This window comes from Pseudomonas sp. BCA17, assembly GCF_004519405.1.
Taxonomy (GTDB): domain Bacteria; phylum Pseudomonadota; class Gammaproteobacteria; order Pseudomonadales; family Pseudomonadaceae; genus Aquipseudomonas.
In genome coordinates this window covers 824,729-849,827 of the sequence record NZ_SGWI01000001.1, presented here as the reverse complement: position 1 = coordinate 849,827, position 25,099 = coordinate 824,729, and the positions used below count along the sequence as shown (strand labels likewise).

Here is a 25,099-nt window from a genome sequence, read left to right as displayed (position 1 = left end):
GTTCATGGCCACACCAAGGTTGTGTAGATACTTGGTGTAGTGCGGGCAAGCCCAGCTCCCACAGGAAAGCAAAAGCTGCAGCGCAGTATGGTTGTCTACACACATCACGATGCGAAGCGAGCCGCTTTTGATCCTGATCTCAGGCGGCCCCCCAAATCAATGTCGGATTACGGGCACACCGAGGTGCCGAGTGGTGGGGCAAGAACCCTTTGCTCATGTCGATCCCCATGCCCCGCGAAGCCACGACTGGAGCGGCGCAAGGCCACCCTTGTCCCTGCTTCCCATGTCACGCCCTGCCTGCCAAACCCCTTAAGTTCCCAGACCTGCCGGAAGCCTCTCCAGGCCCTCCGGCTGCGCCCGCTATTTTTTCAGGGCGTCCAGCATCCCCGATTCAAGCGGCAGCTGAAAACGGACTTTCTCCTTAACCGTGACTTATCAGGCAGGTTACCCCATGCAGTTCAGCGAATTATTGGCAGCGATTTCCACCCATGCGATCCGTCTGCAGACTGAAGAAGGCGACCTGATTATCCTGGGCGACGACGAAGCCCTGAGCGACGCACTGTGGGATCAACTGATCGCCCATAAACCCCGGCTGCTGGCGTTGGTGGCCGAGCACGGTGGTGACTGGCTGAGCCCGGCCTACCGCATCACGCCGTCAATGTTGCCGCTGGTCAATCTCGACCAGGAAGCCATCGATCGTATCGTCGCCGCGATCCCTGGCGGCGCGGCGAACGTGCAGGACATCTACCCCCTGGCCCCGCTCCAGGAAGGCATGCTCTATCACCACCTTTCGGCCGAGCACGGTGACCCCTACGTGCTGCACGCGCAGTTTGTGTTCGACAGCCGCGCACGCCTGGACGCCTTCGCCGAAGCCTTGCAATGGGTGATCGAGCGCCACGACATCCTGCGCACGTCCATGGTCTGGGAGCGCCTCGACGAACCGCTGCAAGTGGTGTGGCGCAAAGCACCGCTGGTGTGCGAAGAAGTCCGCTGCAGCGGCGGCGATGCGCTGGCTCAACTGCAGGCGCGTTACGACGCGCGCACTTACCGCATGGACCTGGGCCAGGCGCCGCTGTTGCGCCTGGTGTTCACAGACGACCCGGTCAACCAGCGGGTGGTGGCGATGTTGCTGTTCCATCACACCATCCTCGACCATACCGCCCTCGATGTGGTACGCCATGAAATTCAGCTGTACCTGGCCGGCGAACAAGCCCAGGCCGGTGAACCCGTGCCGTTTCGCAGCTATATCGCCCAGGTGCATCACGGCGTCTCTGAGCAGGCCCACGAAGCGTTCTTTCGCGAGATGCTGGCGGATATCGATGAGCCGACGTTGCCGTTCGGCTTGCAGGATGTGCACGGTGACGGCCGGGGCGTCGAGGAAGCGCGTATACCCGTCGACAGCGCCCTGAGCCGCCGCCTGCGCGCCTTGGCCCGCCCGCTCGGGGTGAGTGTGGCGAGCATGCTGCACCTGGCCTTGGCCCGTGTGCTGGGCGTGGTCTCCGGCCGCGACGCGGTGGTGTTCGGCACGGTGATGCTCGGCCGCATGGACGCGGGCGAAGGCGGGGAACGGGCCTTGGGCATGTTCATCAATACCTTGCCGCTGCGCGTGGATGTGGGCGAGCAGGGCGTACGCACCGGGGTCAAGGCGACCCATGAGCGCCTCACCGGCTTGCTCGACCATGAACATGCCTCCCTGGCGCTGGCCCAGCGTTGCAGCGGCGTCGCCGCACCGACGCCGTTGTTCAGTGCGATGCTCAACTACCGTCACAGTGCCGCCACTGATATGGCCGCGGTGATTGAAGTCGCACAAGGCATCCAGGTGTTGGGTGCCGAGGAACGCACCAACTACCCGCTGACGGTCAACGTCGATGACTTGGGCGAAGACTTTGCACTGACCGTGATGGTAGCGGCCTCCATCGGCGCACGGCGGGTGGCCGGCTACCTGCATACGGCCCTGGAAAGCCTGGCCGACGCCTTGGAGCAGCGACCGGATATGCCGCTCAGCGGCCTGAACATCCTGCCCGACACCGAACGCCAGACCCTGCTGCACGACCTCAACCAAAGCCCCTCGCACTACGCCGATAGCGCCCTGATCCACCAGCAAGTCGAAGCCCATGCCGCCGCCCACCCCGAGGCGGTCGCGCTACGTTTCGACAACCGCCATCTCACGTACCGCCAACTCAACGAACGCGCCAACCAGGTTGCCCACCGCCTGCTGGCCCAAGGCGTGCGCCCCGACGACCGCGTGGCGATCTGCGTCGAGCGTGGCCTGGAAATGATTATCGGCCTGCTGGGCATCCTCAAGGCCGGCGCCGGTTATGTGCCGATCGACCCGGCCTACCCGCTGGAACGTATCGCCTACACCTTGCAGGACAGCGAACCCCTGGCCGTACTGGTGCAGGCCAACACCCGTCACCTGGTCGGCGAACTGACGCAGATCGACCTCAACCACCTGCGCCAGGAATCTATCGTCAATCCGCGGCTGCACCTCAGCCCGGCCAACCTGGCCTATGTCATCTACACCTCCGGCTCCACCGGCCTGCCCAAGGGCGTCATGATCGAACACCGCCAGGTGGCGCGGCTGTTCACCGCCACCGAACACTGGTTCGGCTTCAACGCCAACGATGTGTGGGCACTGTTCCATTCCTTCGCCTTCGACTTCTCGGTGTGGGAAATCTGGGGGGCGCTGATGCACGGCGGGCAGTTGCTGATCGTGCCCCAACTGGTCAGCCGCTCGCCGGACGAATGCTACACGCTGCTCTGCGAGGCAGGCGTGAGCATCCTCAACCAGACGCCCAGCGCGTTCCGGCAGTTGATCGCCGCCCAGGCTCGCAGCTCCGCCGTGCATTCCCTGCGCCAGGTGATTTTTGGCGGTGAAGCCCTGGAACCGGGCATGCTCAAGCCTTGGTATGCCCGGGCTATCAACGCCGGTACGCAACTGGTGAACATGTACGGCATCACCGAGACCACCGTGCACGTGACCTATCGCGCCCTGCAAGCGGCGGATGCCCAACTGGTGGGCGTCAGCCCGATTGGCGTGCGTATTCCCGACTTGCAGTTGTACGTCCTCGATGCGTATCGCCAGCCTTTGCCGTTTGGCGTGGTGGGCGAGTTGTATGTGGGCGGTGCCGGTGTTGCGCGCGGCTACTTGAACCGCGAGGCGCTGAACGCCGAACGCTTCCTTGCCGACCCGTTCACCGGCCTGCGCATGTACAAGACCGGTGACCTTGGCCGCTTGCTGGCCGACGGCAGCGTTGAATACCTGGGGCGTAACGACGACCAGGTGAAGATCCGTGGTTTCCGCATCGAACTGGGCGAAATCCAGGCCCGCCTGGCCACCGCGGACGGCGTGCGTGACGCGGTGGTGATTGCCCGTGAGGATGAGCCGGGCGACAAGCGTCTCGTGGCCTACGTGATTGCCGAAGGCGAACTCAGCACCGCCGCCTTACGCGACCATTTGCTGCTGAGCCTGGCTGACTACATGGTGCCCAGCGCCTTCGTATGGCTGGATAAATTTCCGCTCACCACCAACGGCAAGCTCGACCGCAAGGCGTTACCCGCGCCGGATACCGATGCCCTGGTGCGCCGAGGCTACGAAGCCCCGCAGGGCACCGTGGAAACCACCATCGCCGGCCTCTGGCAAGACTTGCTCAGGCTCGACCGCGTGGGCCGTGACGATAACTTCTTCGAACTGGGCGGCCACTCGCTGCTGGCGGTCAAGTTGATCGAACGCATGCGCCAGGTCGATCTCAGTGCCGATGTGCGCGTGCTGTTCGGCCAACCCACCTTGGCCGCGTTGGCGGCGGCGGTGGGCGGGCAACGCGAGGTCCAGGTCCCGGCCAACCTCATCACGGCCGCCAGCACCCACATCACGCCGCAGATGCTGCCGCTGGTGGACCTGGACCAGGCGGCAATCGACCACATCATCGCCAGCGTGCCCGGCGGCCTTCACAACGTGCAGGACATCTATGGCCTGGCTCCGTTGCAAGCCGGCATCCTCTACCACCATCTGGCAACCACCGAGGGCGACCCCTACGTGTTGCAGGTGCAGTTGCGCTTCACCGATCAAACGGCGGTGGACGCGTTCATCCAGGCGCTGCACAGCGTGATCGAACGCAACGACATCCTGCGCACCGGCATTCTCTGGGAAGGGCTGGATGAACCGGTGCAAGTGGTGCTGCGCCAGGCATCGCTGGCCGTCGAGCGCCTTGAATCCAACGGCCTGGATGCCCTGGCCCATCTGCAGCAGCGCTTCGACCCGCGCCACTATCGCCTCGACCTGTCGCGCGCCTCACTGATGCACTTTGCCTACACCCAGGCGGACGGCGGGTTTGCCGGTATCCTGTTGCTGCACCATATCCTGCTCGACCACACCGCCCTGCAAGTGCTGGTGCAGGAGATGAGTGCCAGCCTGTCCGGCAGTGACGCGCACCTGCCTGAGCCCGTGCAATACCGCAATTACGTGGCCCAGGCGCGCCTTGGCGTCACCCAGGCGCAGCACGAAGCGTTCTTCAGCGACATGCTCGGCGATCTCGATGAACCCACCCTGGCGTTCGGCTTGCAGGATGTGAATGGCGATGGCAGCGGTATCATCGAAGCCCATTTGCCCCTGGAACCGGCGCTCAGCCAGGGCCTGCGCGAACAGGCGCGGCAACTGGGCGTGAGCACGGCCAGCCTGGTGCATCTGGCCTGGGCGCACGTACTGGGCCAGGTTTCCGGCCAGCAGGATGTGGTGTTCGGCACCGTATTGCTGGGCCGCATGCAAGGCGGCGAGGGCGCCGACCGTGCGCTGGGGATGTTCATCAACACCTTGCCGCTGCGGGTCAGCCTCGGCGCCGTCGGGGTGCAGGCCGCGGTACGCGCCACCCATGCGCGGCTCGCGCAATTGCTCGGGCATGAACACGCCTCGTTGTCCCTGGCCCAGCGCTGCAGCGGTGTGCCGGGCTCATTACCGTTGTTCAGCACGCTGCTCAACTACCGCCACAGCGCGCCGGGTGAAGCGCCGGGGGACAGCCCGTTCGCCGCTTCGGGCATTGAAATCCTCAGTTCCGAAGAGCGCAGCAACTACCCGCTGGTGCTCAACGTCGATGACTTGGGTACAGGCTTCGCGCTCACCGTGCAAGGCGTGGCCAGTCTGGATGTGCAACGCGTGGGCGAATACATGCTCACCGCATTGCGCCAACTGGTCGGCGCCTTGCAGCAAGCGCCGACCACGCCGTTGCAGGCGGTGTCGATCCTGCCGCCCGCCGAGCGTCACCAACTGCTGGAGACGTTCAACGCGACCCGCCGCGAATACCCGTCGCACCTGACCGTGCACCAACTGTTCGAAGCGCAGGTGCTGGCCCGGCCGGAAGCCGTGGCGGCCGTGCACGGCCCGTTGTCGCTGAGTTACCGTGACCTTAACCGCCGTGCCAACCGCCTGGCCCATCACTTGATCCAGCAAGGTGTGCAGCCGGGTGAAAGCGTGGCGATTGCCCTGCCGCGCTGCCTCGATCTGTTGGTGTGTCAGTTGGCGGTCCTCAAGTGTGCGGCGGTGTATGTGCCGCTGGACATCAATGCCCCGGTGGAACGCCAGGCGTTCATGGTGCAGGACAGCGGCGCGCACCGGGTGCTCAATACCCTGGCCGACCTGAACCTGGATGCGCAATCACCGCGCAATCCAGAGGTGGCGCAAACCTCGGAAAGCGTGGCGTACATCATGTACACCTCCGGCTCCACCGGTGCACCGAAGGGCGTGCAAGTGCCGCACCGCGCCATCTCGCGCCTGGTGCTCAATAACGGTTATGCCGATTTCAACGAGCGCGACCGCGTGGCGTTCGCCTCCAACCCGGCCTTCGACGCCAGCACCCTCGACGTGTGGGCGCCGCTGCTCAATGGTGGTTGCGTGGTGGTGGTCGAGCAGGCGGTGCTGCTGTCCCAGGCGGCGTTCGCGACGTTGTTGCAGGAGCAACGGGTCAGCGTGTTGTGGATGACCGCCGGGCTGTTCCATCAGTACGCCGATGCGTTGATGCCGGTGTTGCGCCAGCTGCGTTACCTGATCGTCGGCGGCGATGTCCTCGATCCGCTGGTGATCGGCCGCGTGCTCGAGCACGGCAAGCCTCAGCACCTGCTCAACGGCTACGGGCCGACCGAGGCCACCACGTTCTCCACGACCCACGAGATCACCCGCGTGGGCGAGGGCGGTATCCCCATCGGCCGTCCGATTGCCAATGCCCAGGCCTATGTGCTCGACGCCCGCCAACAACCGCTGCCGCTGGGCGTGGTCGGTGAGCTGTATATCGGCGGCGCCGGCGTGGCCAAGGGTTACTTGAACCAGCCCCAACTGACCGCCGAAAAATTCATTCCGAACCCCTTCGGTGACGGTCTGTTGTACCGCACCGGTGACCTGGCAAGCTGGCGGGCCGACGGTACGTTGCTGTACCAGGGGCGTAATGACCTGCAACTGAAGATTCGCGGCTTCCGTATCGAACCGGGTGAAATCGAGACCTGCCTAGCCACGTACGCCGGGGTGAAGGACGTCGTGGTAATGGCCCGCGAGGACCAGCCTGGCGACAAACGCCTGGTGGCGTATTACACCGCCGACGCCGCGTTGCCGATCGAAGCGTTGCGCGCCCACCTGCAAGCCCGGTTGCCGGATTACATGGTGCCCTCGGCCTATGTCTGGCTGGAACTGTTGCCCCTGACCGCCAACGGCAAACTGGACCGCAAGGGCCTGCCGGTACCGGACCAGAGCGCGTTGCTCAGCCGTGGCTACGAGGCGCCGGAAGGCGAAGTGGAAACCCTGCTGGCGCAGATCTGGCAGGACGTGCTCAAGCTTGAGCGCGTGGGGCGACATGACCATTTCTTTGAGCTGGGCGGGCACTCGTTGCTGGCCGTCAGCCTGATCGAACGCATGCGCCAGGTCGGCCTGAGCGCCGATGTGCGCGTGCTGTTCAGCCAGCCGAGCCTGGCGGCGTTGGCCGCGGCGGTCGGCAGTGGCCGTGAGGTGGTGGTGCCGGCCAATGGCATCCCATCGCGTTGCACCTGCATCGAGCCGTCGATGCTGAGCCTGGTGCAACTCGACCAGGCCGCTATCGACCGGATCGTCGCCAGCGTGCCTGGGGGCGCCGCGAATGTGCAGGACATTTACCCGCTGGCGCCGCTGCAGGAAGGCATCCTCTATCACCACATCAGCGCCGAGCAGGGCGACCCGTACCTGTTGCAATCGCGCATGGCGTTCGACAGCGTGGAGCGGTTGCAGGGTTTCATGAGCGCGCTGCAACAGGTGGTCGCGCGTCACGATATCTTGCGCACGGGGGTGGTCTGGGAAGGTTTGGATAGCCCGGTGCAAGTGGTGTGGCGCGACGCGCAGTTGCGGGTGCAGGAGGTTGCCCTGGATCCGGCGGACGGCAGCGTCATCGAACAGCTGCACGGACGCTTCGACGCCCGGCACTACCGCCTGGACATCACCCAGGCACCGTTGCTGCGCATGGTCTACGCCCAGGACCCGGCTCACAACCGAGTCGCGGCGATCCTGTTGTTCCACCACTTGGCGCTGGACCATACCGCCATGGAAGTGGTCGGCCAGGAAATGCGTGCATGCCTGCTCAACCAGGCCGATGACTTGCCCGCAGCCATGCCGTTTCGCAACTACGTGGCCCAGGCACGCCTGGGCGTGAGCGTGGCGGAGCATGAACAGTTCTTCCGCGACATGCTCGCCGACGTCGATGAACCGACCTTGCCCTTTGGTGTGCAGGACGTGCAGGGCGATGGGCGCGACATCGAGGAGGCCGAGCAACCTCTGGACGCCGCACTGGCGTTGCGGGTGCGTGAACAGGCGCGCCTGCTGGGTGTCAGCGCGGCGAGCCTGATGCACCTGGCCTGGGCGCAGGTACTGGGGTTGGTGTCCGGGCGCGACGACATGGTATTCGGCACCGTATTGATGGGCCGCATGCAGGCTGGCGACGGCGCCGACCGTGCGCTGGGCATGTTCATCAACACCTTGCCGCTGCGGGTCGATGTGGCCACCGGCGCCGCCGTTGCGGTCAAGGCCACCCATGCGCGCTTGAGTGCATTGCTCGGCCACGAACATGCTTCGTTGGCCCTGGCCCAGCGTTGCAGCGGCGTGGCGACGTCCCTGCCGCTGTTCAGTGCGCTGCTCAACTACCGCCATAGCACCCCCGACGAAATGCCCCGCGACGGCCATGGCATCTGGGAGGGTGTGCAACTGCTGGGCGGTGAAGAGCGCAGCAACTACCCGCTGACCTTGAGCGTCGACGATCTGGGCGCAGGCTTCAGCCTGAGCGTACTCGCACTGCCGCAGATCGGCGCCCAGCGCTTGTGCGGCTACATGCACAGCGCCGTGGAGCAACTGGTCGCGACCCTGGAAAGTGGCGCTACCACCGAGCTCAATCAACTGCCTATCCTGCCGGCAGCGGAGTGCGAAAGCCTGCTGCGCGAGTTCAACAGCACCGCGGCGGATTTCCCCACCGGGCATACCGTGCATGGTGCCTTTGAAGCCCAGGTCGAGCGACAGCCCAACGCGATTGCCGTGCAGCAGGAAGGCGAATCCCTGACCTACCAGCAGCTCAACCAACGCGCCAACCAGCTGGCTCATCACCTGCTGCAACAGGGCGTGCAACCGGATGACCGCGTGGCGATCTGTTGCCGTCGCGGCCCACAGATGCTGGTCGGATTACTCGGCATCCTCAAGGCCGGCGCCGGGTATGTGCCCATCGACCCGGTATACCCCGCGGAGCGTATCGCCTACCTGCTGCAGGACAGCGCTCCGGTGGCGGTGTTGGCCGAGGCCAGTACGCGCGATCTGCTGGGCGCGGTGCCCACGGTGGATCTGCACAGCGACAGCTGGCGGCACCACCCCGTCAGCAACCCGCAACTGACGGCCCTGACACCCGCGCACCTGGCTTACGTGATCTACACCTCCGGCTCCACCGGCCAGCCCAAGGGCGTCATGGTGGAACACCGTACCGTGGAAAACCTGGTGCACTGGCATTGCGAAGCCTTCGGCCTGGATGCGCGCAGCCACACCAGCAGTGTCGCCGGTTTCGGTTTTGACGCGATGGCCTGGGAGGTCTGGCCGGCCCTGTGCGCCGGTGCGACCCTGCACCTGCCGCCCGCCCAGGTGGGCAATGAAAACATCGACGAGCTGCTCGACTGGTGGCTGGCACTGCCGCTGGACGTGAGCTTCCTGCCCACGCCCGTGGCCGAGTACGCCTTCAGCCAGAACCTGCAGCACCCGACCTTGCGCATCCTGCTGATCGGTGGCGACCGCCTGCGCCAGTTCACCCAAGAGCGGCGCTTTGCGGTGATCAACAACTACGGCCCTACCGAAGCCACGGTGGTTGCCACCTCCGGTCGCGTGCGCGCCGGGCAGGTGCTGCACATCGGCAGGCCGATCGCCAATGCCCACGCCTACCTGCTCGACGGGCAACTGCGCCCGGTGCCGGTCGGTGTGGCCGGCGAGTTGTACGTGGGCGGCAGCGGTGTGGCGCGGGGCTATCTGAACCGTGCGGACCTGACCGCCGAGCGCTTCCTGCAAGACCCGTTCAACTCGGGGCGCATGTACCGCACCGGCGACCTCGCGCGCTGGTTGCCCGACGGCAATATCGAATACCTGGGCCGTAACGATGACCAGGTGAAAGTGCGCGGCGTACGCGTCGAGCTGGGCGAAATCGAGAGCCGCCTGGCCGCCCTGGAGGGCATTACCGAAGCGGTGGTGCTGGTCCGTGACGGTCGCCTGGTGGCTTGGTTCACCGCGCAGCAACCGCCGGCCATCGAGACGCTGCGCGAGCAACTGCAAGCGCAATTGCCCGATGCACTGGTGCCGGTCGCCTACGTCAAGCTCGATGCGTGGCCGCTGACCGCCAACGGCAAGCTGGACCGCAAGGCCCTGCCTGAGCCCGATCAAGCCGCCTTGCTCAGCCGCGACTATGAAGCGCCCCAGGGCGATGTCGAAACCAGCCTGGCGCGGATCTGGGCCGAGGTGTTGCAGGTGGAGCGAGTCGGTCGTCATGACCACTTCTTTGAGTTGGGCGGGCATTCGTTGCTGGCCGTCAGCCTGATCGAACGCATGCGCCAGGTCGGCCTGAGCGCCGATGTGCGCGTGTTGTTCAGCCAGCCGACGTTGGCCGCACTGGCCGGCGCCGTGGGCAGTGGCCGCGAAGTGCAGGTGCCGCCTAACCGTATTGCCGTCGACTGCATGCGCATCACCCCGGACATGTTGACGCTGGTCGAACTCGATCAAGCGACCCTCGACCGGGTCGTCAGCCAGGTGCCCGGCGGCGCTGCCAATGTGCAGGATATCTACCCGCTGGCGCCGTTGCAGGAAGGCATGCTTTATCACTACCTCAGCGCCGAACAGGGCGACCCCTACCTGCTGCAATCGCACCTGGCCTTTGACCGCATTGAGCGTGTGCATGCCTTTGCCCAGGCGTTGCAACGGGTGATCGACCGTAACGATATCCTGCGCACCGGCGTGGTCTGGGAGGGCCTGGTGCAGCCGCTGCAAGTGGTGTGGCGCCAGGCCGAGTTGCCGCTGGAAGAGGTGCAGCTGGACGGCGATGTACTGGCGGGGCTGTACGAACACTCCGATGCCCGCCGCTATCGCCTGGATATCCGTCAGGCGCCGCTGATTCGTCTGATGTTCGCCAACGACCCCGCCAACCAGCGTGTGGTGGTGGCGTTGCTTTATCACCACATTGCGCTGGACCACACCGCCTTCGACGTGGTGCTGCGGGAAATGCAGGGCTACTTGCTGGGCCACGCCGCCCCGACCGCCGCGCCCATGCCGTACCGCAATTACGTGGCCCAGGCGCGCCTGGGCGTCAGTGAGCAGGAGCACGAAGCCTTCTTCCGCGAGATGCTCGGCGACGTCGATGAGCCGACCTTGCCGTTCGGCTTGCAGGATGTGCGCGGCGACGGCAGTGAGATTCAGGAACACAACCTGCGCCTGGACAGCGATCTCAATCGCCGCCTGCGGGCCCAGGCCCGGTTGCTTGGCGTGAGCAGTGCGAGCCTGTTTCACCTGGCCTGGGGCCAAGTGCTGGCCGCCACGTCGGGCCGTCACAACGTGGTGTTCGGCACCGTGCTGGTCGGTCGGATGCAAGGCGGCGAGGGCGCCGACCGGGCACTCGGGGTGTTTATCAATACCTTGCCGCTACGTCTGGATATCGATGCGCAAGGCGCACGCGCCGCGGTGCGTGCGACCCATGTGCGGCTGACCGCGTTGCTCGGGCATGAGCACGCGTCCCTGGCCCTGGCCCAGCGTTGCAGCGGGGTGGCGGCACCGGCACCGTTGTTCAGCTCGATGCTCAACTATCGTCATCGCGGTGCCGCCACCCGTTCCGCCGAGGCGCAGCAGGCGTGGGAAGGCATGCAAACACTGGTCAACGACGGGCGCACCAATTACCCGCTGACGCTGAACGTGGATGACCTCGGCGATGGCTACGAGGTCACCGCCCTGGCGCAGTTCGACGCGCAGCGCGTGTGCGGCTATATGCAGACTGCCTTGGCGGGCTTGGTCGACGCCTTGGAGCAGGCGCCGCACCAGCCGCTCAACCGTTTGCCGATTTTGAGCGGCGCAGAGCGGCACAAACTGCTGGTGACGTTCAACTCGACCGACGTCGACTACAACCTCGACCAGACCCTGCACGGGCTGTTCGAGGCACAGGTTGCGAAGACGCCGAATGCGCCGGCGGTCAAGGCCGGTGAGCAACAGCTGACCTACAACGAACTCAATGAGCGCGCCAATCGCCTGGCTCATCACCTGCGGGCGCTGGGGGTACAGCCGGATTCGCGCGTCGGTATCTGCCTCGAGCGCGGCCTAGACATGGTGGTCGGCCTGTTTGCCATCCTCAAGGCCGGTGGCGGTTACGTGCCGCTGGACCCGGCGTACCCGTTGGAGCGTATCGCCTACATGCTGCAGGACAGTGCACCGGTGGTGGTGCTGGCGCAGGCTGCCACCCGCGCGTTGCTGGGTGACGTGCCGCTGCTGGATCTGGACCAGGACACCTGGCAGCACCAGCCTGTCACCAACCCCCACGTGCCGGGCCTGACCGCCCGGCACCAGGCTTATGTGATCTACACCTCGGGCTCTACCGGTCAGCCAAAGGGCGTGATCAACGAACACATCGGCGTGGTCAACCGCTTGCTGTGGATGCAGGACGCCTACGGCCTCCAGGCCCATGACGCGGTCCTGCAGAAAACTCCGTTCAGCTTCGACGTGTCGGTGTGGGAATTCTTCTGGCCGCTGTTTACCGGCGCACGTCTGGTGATGGCGCGCCCGGGCGGGCACAAAGACCCGGCGTACCTGTGTGAAGTGATCGAGTCGGAACACGTCACTACGTTGCACTTTGTACCGTCGATGCTGGACGTATTCCTGGCCCATGGCGATGTCGGCCAAGCCGCCGGGCTGGTGCGTGTGATGTGCAGCGGCGAAGCCCTGCCGGGCAGCCTGGTGCGGCGTTTCAAGCAGCAGTTGCCGGGGATCGGCCTCTACAACCTGTATGGCCCGACCGAAGCGGCGGTGGACGTGACCGCCTGGAACTGCGCACGCCCCGAAGTGCCGGACAACACACCGATCGGCAAACCCATCGCCAACACCCGTATGTATGTACTGGATGCGCAGTTGCAGCCGGTGCCCCTGGGTGTGGTCGGTGAGTTGTTCATCGGCGGTGTGCAAGTGGCGCGGGGTTACCTGAACCGTCCGCAACTGTCCGCCGAGCGCTTTCTCAAAGACCCGTTCACCGACGGGCGCCTGTATCGCACGGGCGACATCGGGCGCTACCTGGCCGACGGCAATATCGAGTACCTGGGGCGTAACGATGATCAGGTGAAGATTCGTGGCCTGCGCATCGAGCTGGGCGAAATCCAGGCGCGCCTGCTGGACCATGCGCACGTCGACGAAGCGGCGGTGGTGGCCCGCGAAGACCGGCTGGTTGCCTACTACACCGGCGTGCAGACCGACATCGAACAGCTGCGCGCCCATCTGTTGCAGCACCTGCCGGACTTTATGGTCCCGGCCCTGTTCGTGCACCTCGACGCGCTGCCCCTGAGCCCCAACGGCAAGTTGGACCGCAAGGCGCTACCGCTGCCCGGCATGGAGGCGTTGAGCGTGCGCGAATACGAGGCGCCTGCAGGTGATACCGAAACCCTGTTGGCTCGGCTCTGGGTCGAACTGCTGGGGGTGGAACGGGTAGGGCGTCACGACAATTTCTTTGAACTGGGCGGGCATTCGTTGCTGGCCGTGAGCTTGATCGGGCGCTTGCGCCAGGAAGGCATGGAAGCCGACGTGCGGGCGCTGTTCGAACAGCCGACCCTGGCCGGCTACGCCGCTGTAATCGAACAAATGGAGATCGTCCTGTGAGCATTCTCGAACTGCTGGCGACGCTGCAAACCAAGGGTGTCCAATTGGCGCTCAAGGGTGAGCAGTTGTCGGTACAAGGTAATAAACAAGCCCTGGAAGACCCGACGCTTCTGGGCGCGCTGCGCGAACACAAACCGGCGCTGATCGAGTTGATCAAAAGCGGTGAATACTCGGCGACCAAGGCCGGTGAACGCTCGGTACCGGCCAATGGCATCCCGCTGGGCGCCGAGTGCATCACACCGGCGATGTTGACCCTGTCGACCCTGAGCCAGGAGGAGATCGACTGCCTCGTCGCCACCGTCGACGGCGGCGTCGCGAACATCCAGGACATCTACCCGTTGGCGCCGTTGCAGGAGGGCATTCTGTTCCATCACGTCAGCGCCGAGCAGGGCGACCCCTACGTGATGCAGTCGCAGTTCGCCTTCGACAGCCTTGAACGGTTTGACGCGTTTGCCCAAGCCTTGCAGGTGGTCATGGACCGTCACGACATCCTGCGCACCGGCGTGGTCTGGGAGGGGTTGCGGGAGCCGTCGCAAGTCGTCTGGCGCCAGGCGCGCCTGCCGGTGCAGGCCCTTGAGCTGGACCCTGCCGACGGCGACATCGCGGCACAGTTGCACGACCTGTTCGACGCCCGCCACTATCGCCTCGACGTGACCCGGGCGCCGCTGCTGCGCCTGGTGCGTGCCCATGACCCGGTGAACACGCGCATTGTCGCCACCTTGCTGTTCCACCATATGGCCCTCGACCACAGCGCCCTCGAAGTGGTGTGCCATGAAATGCAGGCATGCCTGTTGGGGCAGGGCGGAGCGCTCGGCCAGGCGGTGCCGTTTCGCAACTATGTAGCCCAGGCGCGACTGGGAATCAGCGAGCAGGAGCACGAAAGTTTCTTCCGCCAGATGCTCGGCGATATCAGCGAGCCGACCTTGCCGTTCGGCTTGCAGGATGTGCAGGGTGATGCCCGCGCAATTACCGAAGTCAGCCTGCCGTTGGCGCCGGAGCTGGGCCAGCGCTTGCGTGCCCAGGCCCGGCAATTGGCGGTAAGTGCCGCCAGCCTGTTTCATATGGGCTGGGCGCAGGTGCTGGGCGTGCTCGCCGGCAAGCGGCAGGTGGTGTTCGGTACGGTCTTGATGGGCCGCATGCAAGGCAGCCATGACACCGATCGCGCGCTCGGTATCTTCATCAACACCTTGCCGTTTCGCGTGGACCTGGACGGCCAGGACGTGCGTGAAGGGGTCAAGGCTACCCATGCGCGGTTGACCACCTTGCTGCGTCATGAGCATGCGGCGCTCGCGCTGGCGCAGCGCTGCAGTGGGGTAGCGGCGCCGACGCCATTGTTCAGTGCCTTGCTCAATTATCGTCACAGTGCGCCTGCAGCGAGTGCGCAGGCGCTATCGGCGTGGTCAGGCATCGCCGCGCTCAGCGCCGAGGAACGCACCAACTACCCATTGACCTTGAGCGTGGATGACCTCGGCGACCGTTTTGGCTTGAGCCTGCTGGCCAGCAACCTGGTGGACCCGCATCGCGTCTGCGCCTACCTGCAAACCGCGCTGGAAAACCTGGTGACGGCGCTGGAACAAGCGCCACACACTGCGCTCGATCAAATCACGGTAGTGCCCGCAGCCGAACGACAGCTGCTGCTCGAACAGTTTAACGCGACCCAGGCCGACTTCCCCCAGGGCACCACGCTGCACGCTCGCATCGAAGCCCAGGCCGTGCTCACGCCCGACGCCGTGGCAGCCGTGCACCAGGGGCGGCAACGCACCTACGCCGAGCTGAATCAGCAAGCCAACCTGCTCGCCCATCACCTGCTGGCCCTGGGCGTTAAGCCTGACGACCGCGTGGCCATCGTCGCCCGCCGTGGCCTGGACACCCTGGCCGGGTTGCTGGCGATCCTCAAGGCGGGTGCCTGCTATGTGCCGGTGGACCCCTCCCACCCGGCCGAGCGCTTGAACTACCTGCTGAGCGACAGCGCGCCGGTGGCGGTACTGACCCAGCACGCTTTGCTCGACCGCCTGCCGACGCTGGACGTACCGGTGATCAACCTGGATCGCTACACCTGGCAGCACCATTCGGCGAGTAATCCCAACACCGCCGTCACTCCGTCGAACCTGGCCTACGTGATCTACACCTCCGGTTCCACCGGGCTGCCCAAGGGCGTGATGGTGGAACACCACACCGTGACCAACCTGGTGGACTGGCATTGTAGCGCCTTTGATCTGTGTGCCGGGCGCCATACGGCCAGCGTGGCAGGATTCGGCTTTGACGCGATGGCCTGGGAAGTGTGGCCGGCGCTGTGTGTGGGCGCGACCCTGCACCTGGCGCCCGCCCATGACGGCAGCGAAGACATCGACGCGTTGTTGGCGTGGTGGTGCGCACAACCGCTGGACGTGTGCTTCCTGCCGACACCAGTGGCCGAGTACGCCTTCAGCCAGCAGATCGAACACCCGACGCTGCGCACCTTGCTGATCGGAGGGGATCGCCTGCGCCAGTTTGCGCGGGCCCAGCGCTTTGCCTTGATCAACAACTATGGCCCTACCGAAGCCACGGTGGTTGCCACCTCCGGCAAGGTCGAGGCGGGGCAGCCGCTGCATATCGGCAAACCCATCGCCAACGCCACGGTGTACGTGCTGGATGAACAGCAACGCCCGGTGCCGCTGGGTGTGGCGGGCGAGTTGTATGTGGGCGGCAAGGGCGTGGCGCGCGGTTACCTCAACCGCCCGGAACTGACCGCCGAACGCTTCCTGCAAGACCCCTTTAACCCTGGGCGCATGTACCGCACCGGCGACCTGGTGCGTTGGCTGCCGGACGGCAACCTCGAGTACCTGGGGCGTAACGACGACCAGGTGAAAATCCGCGGCATGCGCATCGAGTTGGGCGAGATCGAAACCCAGCTCAACCAACTGCCGGGCGTTCTTGAGGCCGTCGTGTTGGTTCGTGACGAGCGCCTGGTGGCCTACTTCACCGAGCGTCCACAGTTGGACCCGCTGACGGTGGGCGTCATCCGCGCGCATCTGGTGGCTCACCTGCCGGATTACATGGTGCCGGTTGCCTTCGTGAAACTGGACGCGCTGCCGCTGACCGCCAACGGCAAGCTCGACCGCAAGGCCCTGCCGGCACCGGACATGGCGGCGGTATTTACCCGCGAATACGAGGCGCCCCACGGCGAAATCGAAACCCAACTGGCGCAGATCTGGGCCGAGGTGCTGCAGGTTGAGCGCGTCGGGCGGCGTGACCATTTCTTCGAACTGGGCGGGCATTCGTTGCTGGCCATGCGCATGGTCTCCCAAGTACGCCAGCGCCTGGGCGTGGAGCTGTTGCTGGGGGATTTGTTTGCCAATGCCGAGCTTGCCGCCGTCGGCGAAGTGCTGGCCCAGGCGGGGCGCAGCACCTTGCCGGATATCCTCCCGGCCAACCGCGATGAAGACATTCCGCTGTCTTTCGCCCAGCAGCGCCTGTGGTTCCTGGCGCTGATGGAAGGCGCCAACACCGCCTACAACATCCCCATTGGCCTGCGCCTGCGCGGGCAGTTGCACGTGGAGGCGTTGCAGCGGGCGCTGGCCCGCATCGTCGCGCGGCATGAAACCCTGCGCAGCCGTTTCGCCCAGCACGGTGACGAAGCCCAGGTGCTGGTGGTTCCGGCCGAAGAGGTGTTGCCCCTGCAGGTGCAGGACCTGCGCCGCCACCCGCAACCGCAACAGGCGCTGGACGCCTTGATCCATGGCGAAGCCTCGGCGCCGTTCGACCTGGAGCGCGGTCCGTTGCTGCGCGGGCGCCTGGTGGTGATGGCCGACGAACACCATGTGCTGTTGCTGACCCTGCACCATATCGTTTCCGATGGCTGGTCCATGGGCGTGCTCACCCGTGAGTTGATGGCGTTGTACCGTGCGTTCAGTCACTGCCAGCCCGACCCGTTGCCGCCGCTGCCGATCCAGTACGGCGACTTTGCCGTGTGGCAGCGTTTGTGGTTGAGCGGCGAAGTGCTGCAGCGCCAGAGCACCTATTGGCAGCAGGCCCTGGACGGTGCACCGGCCTTGCTCACACTGCCCACGGACCGCCCGCGCCCGGCGCAGCAGGACTACGCCGGCAGCAGCGTTGCCGTGCGCCTGGATGAACGCCTCACTGCCGGGCTCAAGGCCTTGAGCCAACGGCATGGCACCACGCTTTACATGACCTTGATGACGGCCTGGGCGTCGTTGTTGTCACGGTTGTCCGGGCAGCAGGACCTGGTGATCGGTACGCCGGTGGCCAACCGCACGCGCAGTGAGGTGGAAGGGCTGATCGGGCTGTTCGTCAACACCCTGGCGGTGCGCATCGATACCTCGGGAGCGTTGAGCACCGAGGCATTGCTGGCACGGGTCAAGCGCCTGACGCTGGCGGCCCAGGCCCATCAGGACCTGCCGTTCGAGCAGGTGGTGGAAATTACCCGTCCGGTACGCAGCCTGGCCCATAGCCCGGTGTTCCAGACCCTGCTGACCTGGCAGGACAGCAGCGCACCGGCGTTGGCACTGGGCGACCTGGCGCTGGAGAGCATTGCGGAGAACAGCCACTTTGCCAAGTTCGACCTGTCCCTGGACCTGGGAGAAGTGCAGGGTACTCTCATCGGATCGCTGGAATACGCGGTGGCGTTGTTCGATGAATCGACGATTCAGCGCTATGTCGGCTATTTCACCCGGGTCTTGCAGGCCATGGTCGATAACGACCAGGCCGTGCTGGAACATGCACCGCTGGTGGATGAACGCGAGCGCCAGCACCTGCTGTTCGACTTCAACGCCACGCAGGTCGACTACAACCTCGACCAGACCCTGCATGGGATGTTCGAGGCTCAGGTCGAGCGTTCACCGCACGCGGTGGCGGTCAAGGCCGGTGACCGGCAATTGACCTACGCCGAACTCAACGCCCAGGCCAACCAGTTGGCCCATCACCTGCTGGCGTTGGGGGTACAACCGGGCTCGCGGGTCGCGATCTGTGTGGAGCGCGGCCTGGAAATGGTGATCGGCCTGTACGCGATCCTCAAGGCCGGTGCCGGTTATGTGCCGTTGGACCCGGCGTACCCGCTGGAGCGCATCGCCTACATGCTCAAGGACAGCGCACCGCTGGTGGTGCTGGCCCAGGGCACGACGCATACGTTGCTGGGCGGGGTGCCGGTGGTCGACCTGGACCGTCCGACCTGGCAGCACCTGCCCGCCGAAAACCCGCAGGTGGCAAGCCAGACCGCGTATGTGATCTACACCTCCGGCTCCACCGGCCAGCCCAAGGGCGTGATCAACGAGCATCCGGGGGTGGTCAACCGCCTGCTGTGGATGCAGGACGAATATGGCCTGAACGCCGATGACACGGTGCTGCAGAAAACCCCGTTCAGTTTCGACGTGTCGGTGTGGGAGTTCTTCTGGCCGCTGTTTACCGGCGCACGCCTGGTGATGGCGCGCCCGGGCGGGCACAAAGACCCGGCGTACCTGTGTGAAGTGATCGAGGCGGAGCGCATCACCACCTTGCACTTTGTACCGTCGATGCTTGACGTGTTTCTCGCCCACGGCGATGTGAGCCAGGCCCGCGGGCTGGTGCGCGTGATGTGCAGCGGCGAAGCCTTGCCGGGCAGCCTGGTCCGACGCTTCAAGCAGCAACTGCCGGGCAGCCAGTTGCACAACCTCTACGGTCCTACCGAAGCGGCGGTGGATGTGACGGCATGGAATTGCGCCGGGCCGGTGACGCCGGACAACACGCCGATCGGCAAGCCGATTGCCAATACCCGCATGTACGTGCTGGATGGGCAATTGCAGCCGGTGCCGCTGGGCGTGGTGGGCGAACTGTTTATCGGCGGTGTGCAAGTGGCACGGGGGTATCTGAACCGCCCGGAGCTGACTGCCGAGCGCTTCCTCGACGACCCGTTCACCCCCGGGCGTCTGTATCGCACCGGGGACGTAGGCCGCTACTTGCCCGACGGCACCCTCGAATACCTGGGGCGCAATGACGACCAAGTGAAGATCCGTGGCCTGCGCATCGAACTGGGGGAAATCCAGGCGCGTCTGCTGGAGCATGCACAGGTCAACGAAGCGGCGGTGGTGGCCCGCGAAGACCGGCTGATCGCTTACTACACCGGTGCGCAGGCCGACATCGAACAACTGCGTGCCCATCTGCTGCAGCACCTGCCGGAATTCATGGTGCCGGCCATCTTCGTGCATCTGGAGGCGTTGCCCCTGAGCCCCAACGGCAAGCTCGACCGCAAGGCGCTGCCGGCACCGGGCCTGGACTCGGTGGTGGTGCGCGAATACGAAGCGCCCCAGGGCGACACTGAAATCAGCCTGGCCAGCCTGTGGGCCGAGTTGCTCAACGTGGAGCGCGTGGGCCGTCACGACAACTTCTTCGAGCTGGGCGGGCACTCGTTGCTGGCGGTCAGCCTGATGGGGCGCATGCGGCGCCTGGGGTTGTCGGCAGATGTGAAAGTGCTGTTCGGCCAACCGACGCTGTCAGGGCTGGCGGCGGCATTGGGCGGCGGGCGCGAGGTGGTGGTGCCGGCCAATGGGATCGGCGCGCAGTGCAGCCATATCACGCCGGACATGCTGCCGTTGATCCAGCTCGATCAGCCGGCTATCGACCGTATCGTCGCCTGCATCCCGGGTGGCGCGACAAATGTGCAGGACATCTACGCACTGGCGCCGTTGCAGGCCGGAATGCTCTATCACCACCGTGCGACGCAAGGCGCTGACGCCTATGTGCTGCAGGCGCAGTTTGGCTTTGACAGCCAAGTGCGCCTGGACGCCTTCGTCAACGCGCTGCAGGCGGTGATCCAGCGGCATGACGTGCTGCGCTCGTCGTTTCACTGGGATGGCTTGGACGAGCCGGTGCAAGTGGTGTGGCGCAGGGCCTCGTTGAGTGTTGAAACCGGAGCGTTGCCGCATCGTCTCGACCTGGGCCAGGCGCCGCTGATGCGCCTGGTTTGCAGCGAGGCGTCGCAAGGGGTGGTCGCCACGCTGCTGTTCCACCACCTGGTGATGGACCACGTCGCCCTGGAAATCCTGCAACACGACCTGCAGGCATTTCTGCTGGGGACGCAGGACACCCTGGGGGCGGCCGTGCCGTATCGCAACTACGTGGCGCAGACCCGGCTGGGTGTGGAGGATCACGAAGGGTTTTTCCGCGAAATGCTCGGTGAAATCGATGAGCCGACTGAAGTCGAGCCACTGGGCCCCGATGAGCAAGTGCACCTGGCGCTGGCGCCGCTATTGAGCCAGCGCCTGCGCGCCCAGGCACGGCTTTCGGGTGTCAGCGCGGCCAGCCTGATGCACCTGGCCTGGGCGCATGTGTTGGGCAAGGTGTCGGGCCGTGAGCACGTGGTGTTCGGCACGGTAATGTTGGGTCGTCTGCAAGGTGGCGAAGGGGCCGAGCGGGCCATGGGGGTGTTTATCAATACCTTGCCGCTGCGGGTCGACCTCGGTGAACACTCGGTGCGTGATGCACTGCGCGCCACCCACGCACGTCTGACCCAACTGCTCAGCCATGAACACGCACCCCTGGCTTTAGCCCAACGTTGCAGCGGTGTGCCGGTGGGGACGCCGTTGTTCAGCGTGCTGTTCAACTACCGTCACAGCGCGCCACAAGCCGGTGGGGTCGCCGAGGCGTGGCAGGGTATTCAACTGCTCAAGGCGCAGGAGCAGACCAACTACGGGCTGTCGCTGAGCGTGGATGACTTGGGCGATGGTTTCAGCCTCAAGGCCATGGGGCAGGGCGCCCGTCGCCTCTGTGACTACTTGAACGTGGCCCTTGAGCACATGGTGCAGGCGTTGGAGCAGGGCAGCGATATCGCCATCGGGCGCCTGCCGATACTGCCCGCGCTCGAGCATCAGCAATTGCTGGGTTTCAACGCGACCACTCGCACGTTCCCCCGTGAACACACGGTGCAGCGCCTGTTCGAAGCCCAGGCCCAGGCGCGACCTGACGCGGTGGCGGTACTGCACGGCGAGCAACGCCTTAGCTACGCAGACTTGAACACCCGCGCCAATCGCCTGGCCCATCACCTGGTGGCCCTGGGCGTACAACCGGGTGACCCTGTGGCGATCCTGTTGCCGCGTTCGATGGATCTACTGGTCAGCCAACTGGCGATCCTCAAATGCGCAGCCGCCTACGTGCCGCTGGACATCAACGCTCCCGCCGAGCGCCAGGGTTTCATGCTGCAAGACAGTGGCGCGGCCTGGCTGTTGACCCGCAGCGACACGGGCTTCGAGCATTCGGCGCAGCGGCTGGACCTGGACACTCTGGTCCTCGACCCGCAACCGAGCCATAACCCGGACCTGTCGCAGGCTTCGGACAGCGTGGCGTACATCATGTACACCTCCGGCTCTACCGGCACGCCCAAAGGCGTATTGGTGCCTCATCGCGGGATCACCCGGTTGGTGCTCAACAACGGCTACGCCGACTTCAATGCCGGCGACCGCATAGCCTTCGCCTCCAACCCGGCATTCGACGCCAGCACCATGGACGTATGGGGAGCGTTGCTCAACGGCGGCCAGGTGCAGGTGATCGACCATGCCACCTTACTCGACCCGGCCGCGTTCGGCGCGGCCCTGGAAGGCGTCACGGTGCTGTTCGTGACCACGGCGCTGTTCAACCAGTACGTGCAGATGATTCCGCACGCCCTGGCCGGCCTGCGCATCCTGTTGTGCGGCGGCGAGCGGGCCGACCCGGCCGCCTTCCGCACGTTGCTGGCACGGGCACCGGCTGTGCGCCTGGTGCATTGCTATGGGCCGACCGAAACCACCACCTACGCCACCACCTATGAAGTGCGTGCGCTGGCTGAAAGCGCCGACAGCGTGCCTATCGGCGGGCCGATTTCCAATACCCGGATCTATGTGCTGGATGCGCAATTGCAGCCGGTGCCAGTGGGCGTGAGCGGCGAGATCTGCATCGGTGGCGACGGCGTGGCCAACGGGTATTTGAACCGACCGGAGCTGACCGCCGAGAAGTTTGTGGATGACCCGTTCAACCCGGGCAACCTGATGTACCGCACCGGCGACCTTGGGCGCTGGACCACGGACGGCCTGCTGGAGTGCATCGGGCGCAACGATGACCAGGTGAAGATCCGCGGCTTCCGCATTGAGCTGGGTGAGATCGAAGCGCGCCTGGGCGCGTTCGAGAGTCTTCGGGAGGCAGTGGTGTTGGCCCGTGAAGACGTGCCGGGCGATAAGCGTCTGGTCGCGTATTTCACCTGGGCCGGCGAGCCGGTCGGCGTCGACGCCGTGCGTGCCTATCTGCAAGGCCAGTTGCCCGAGTACATGGTGCCGTCGGCGTACGTACCCTTGGCGCAGTTGCCGCTGACCGCCAACGGCAAGGTCGACCGCAAAGCCTTGCCCGTGCCTGACATAGAGGCGCGCGGCCAGCGCGAGTTTGAAGCCCCGGTGGATGACCTGGAGCACACCTTGGCGCAACTCTGGGCCGACGTCCTGAAGCTTGCGCAGGTGGGGCGCCATGACAGCTTCTTTGAGTTGGGTGGGCATTCGTTATTGGCGATCCGTCTGGTCAACCTGATGGAAGAGGCGGGTGTGCCGGTGTCGTTGGCCGAGCTGTTCCAGCATGCCAGCGTGGCGTCGGTGGCAGCGATGCTGCGCCAGCGTGGCGATGAGCCGGTGCGTGAGACGTCGGTGGTCACGGTGCGCAGCGGCGGTTCGCAGCCGCCGCTGTTCCTGGTGCACGAGTTCAGTGGCATGGACGTGTACTTCCCGGCGCTGGGCCAGCATCTGCCGGGCGATTACCCCATCTATGGCCTGCCGGGCGTGCCCCTTGGCGAGCCGCACCTGAACACCATGGAAGGGTTGGCGGCGCGTTTGGTCGGCTTGATTCGCGAGCTCCAGCCCCATGGCCCGTACCGGCTTGCCGGGTGGTCGTTTGGCGGTGTGCTGGCCTATGAAGTCGCCATGCAGTTGCTGGGGCTGGACGAGCCGGTGGCGTTCCTCGGGTTGATCGACAGCTACGTGCCGCGCATGACCGACCAAGGCAAGGCGCGCTGGAGCGGCGCGGATGCACTCAAGCGCCACTTGCTGTTGCAGTGCAGCGCGTATTGGAAAGCACAGGGAGGTGTAAATGAGCTGGCGAGTCTTGAGCAATTGGAGGCAGGCATTGGACAGTTGGACTTTGCGGGCCTGCTGCAACGCTGTCGCGATCAAGGTCTGCTATACGCGCAAATGGCGGCGGCGACGGACGCGGACCTGCTGAATTTCATCGAGCGGGAAGTGGGACACGGGCATGCGCTGGCGCATTACAGCCTGTTCCCGCTGCCGGTGGCGGTGCATCTGTTCACCGCGCAGGAGCGGCCCACCGAGCTGGCGCGACGCAGTGATTCCCTGGGCTGGAGCGACGCTCTGGCGCCTGGGCAACTGCGCCGGGTGGAGGTGCCGGGGGATCACCAGAGCATGATGCAGTCGCCGCATATCCAGGCGTTGGGACGCGCGCTGGGCGAGGCATTGGCGACCTGTACGCCGGTCACGCAGGCCACGCATCAACCGCTGCTGCGCATTCAAAGCGGCCGTGCAGGGCACGCCCCGATCTTTTGCGTGCCGGGGGCAGGTGACAGCGTCACCGGGTTCGTCGGCCTGGGTGAAGCGCTTGGGCGTGACTGGCCGCTGTATGGCTTGCAGCCCCGTGGCCTGGACGGCGAAGCGGTGCCCCACAGCCAAGTGGAAGCGGCGGCGCAGTGTTACCTGGCTGCGCTGGAACACGAATGCCCGCTGGGACCGGTGCACTTGGTAGGTCATTCGTTTGGCGGCTGGGTCGCGCTGGAGATGGCGCTGCGCTTACAGGCAGCGGGGCGTGAAGTGGCGTCGTTGACGGTGATCGACAGTGAGTCGCCCGGTGGCAACGGCGTGGTGGGGCGGCCGTATACATCGACGGCGGCGCTGCTGCGGTTGATCGAGGCGATGCAGTTGTCGGCCGGGAAGTCACTGGGGATCGATCCGCTGGCGTTTGCCGGGTTGGATGAGGTGACCCAGCGGCAATGTTTGCATGCGGGAATGGTGCGCGTCGGTTTGCTGCCTGCGCGCGCGTCGGTGGATGCGATGAACGGGCCTTCGCGTACCTATGCGGCGGCGTTGCGCACGGTGTATCGCCCGTTGCAGCGGTACCGCGCAGTGGTGCGGTTGGTGTTGGCGCAGGACCCGACCCTGGACACGGCGGGGAATCAGCGCGAGCAGGGGTTGATGATTGAAGGCTGGCGGCGCCAGGGCGCAGGGCTGGAGGTGTGGTATGGCGAGGGGAATCATTTCACCTTGCTCAAAGCGCCGAATGTCCACGGGTTGGCGCAGTGGTGGCTTGAGCGCTTGGTGATTGGGGAGGTGGTGTCTTGATGACTGTACATCGATCCAAAGGTGAGAGGGGCGGTGATGGTTATCTCCCTGATGCATGGGGATGCAAAGGTGAGAGCGGGCCTCCTGTGGCGAGCAAGCTTGCTTGCGCTGGGGTGCGAAGCGCCCCCCATAAAGCCGGAGACTGCTGCGCAGTCAGCGGGAGCAAGCTCCCTCGCCACAGCATGCTCCCTGGCCCCAGCAAGCGCCCTGGCTACAGCAAGCGGAGCGGGCCTCCTGTGGCGAGCAAGCTTGCTTGCGCTGGGGTGCGAAGCACGCCCCATAAGGCCGGAGACTGCTGCGCAGTCAGCGGGAGCAAGCTCCCTCGCCACAGCAAGCTCCCTGGCTACAGCGAGCTCTCTGGCCACAGCAAGCTCCTTGTCAAAGCAAGCCCGCTTTCACAGTGAGC

At 65.3% G+C, this 25,099-nt stretch carries 2 protein-coding genes; both read left to right on the top strand.

All coding sequences use genetic code 11. From position 1 onward, the window contains the following. Positions 1-451 precede the first annotated feature (451 nt). On the top strand, positions 452-13,363 hold the full coding sequence (locus tag EXW71_RS03655) for a non-ribosomal peptide synthetase (protein WP_134657619.1): 12,912 nt from the start codon (positions 452-454) through the stop codon (positions 13,361-13,363). Continuing rightward, a complete protein-coding gene (locus EXW71_RS03650) occupies positions 13,360-24,693 on the top strand; it encodes a non-ribosomal peptide synthetase (protein ID WP_134657618.1) in 11,334 nt (3,777 codons plus the stop codon). The genes EXW71_RS03655 and EXW71_RS03650 overlap by 4 nt, the downstream gene beginning before the upstream one ends. The last annotated feature ends 406 nt before the right edge of the window (positions 24,694-25,099 follow it).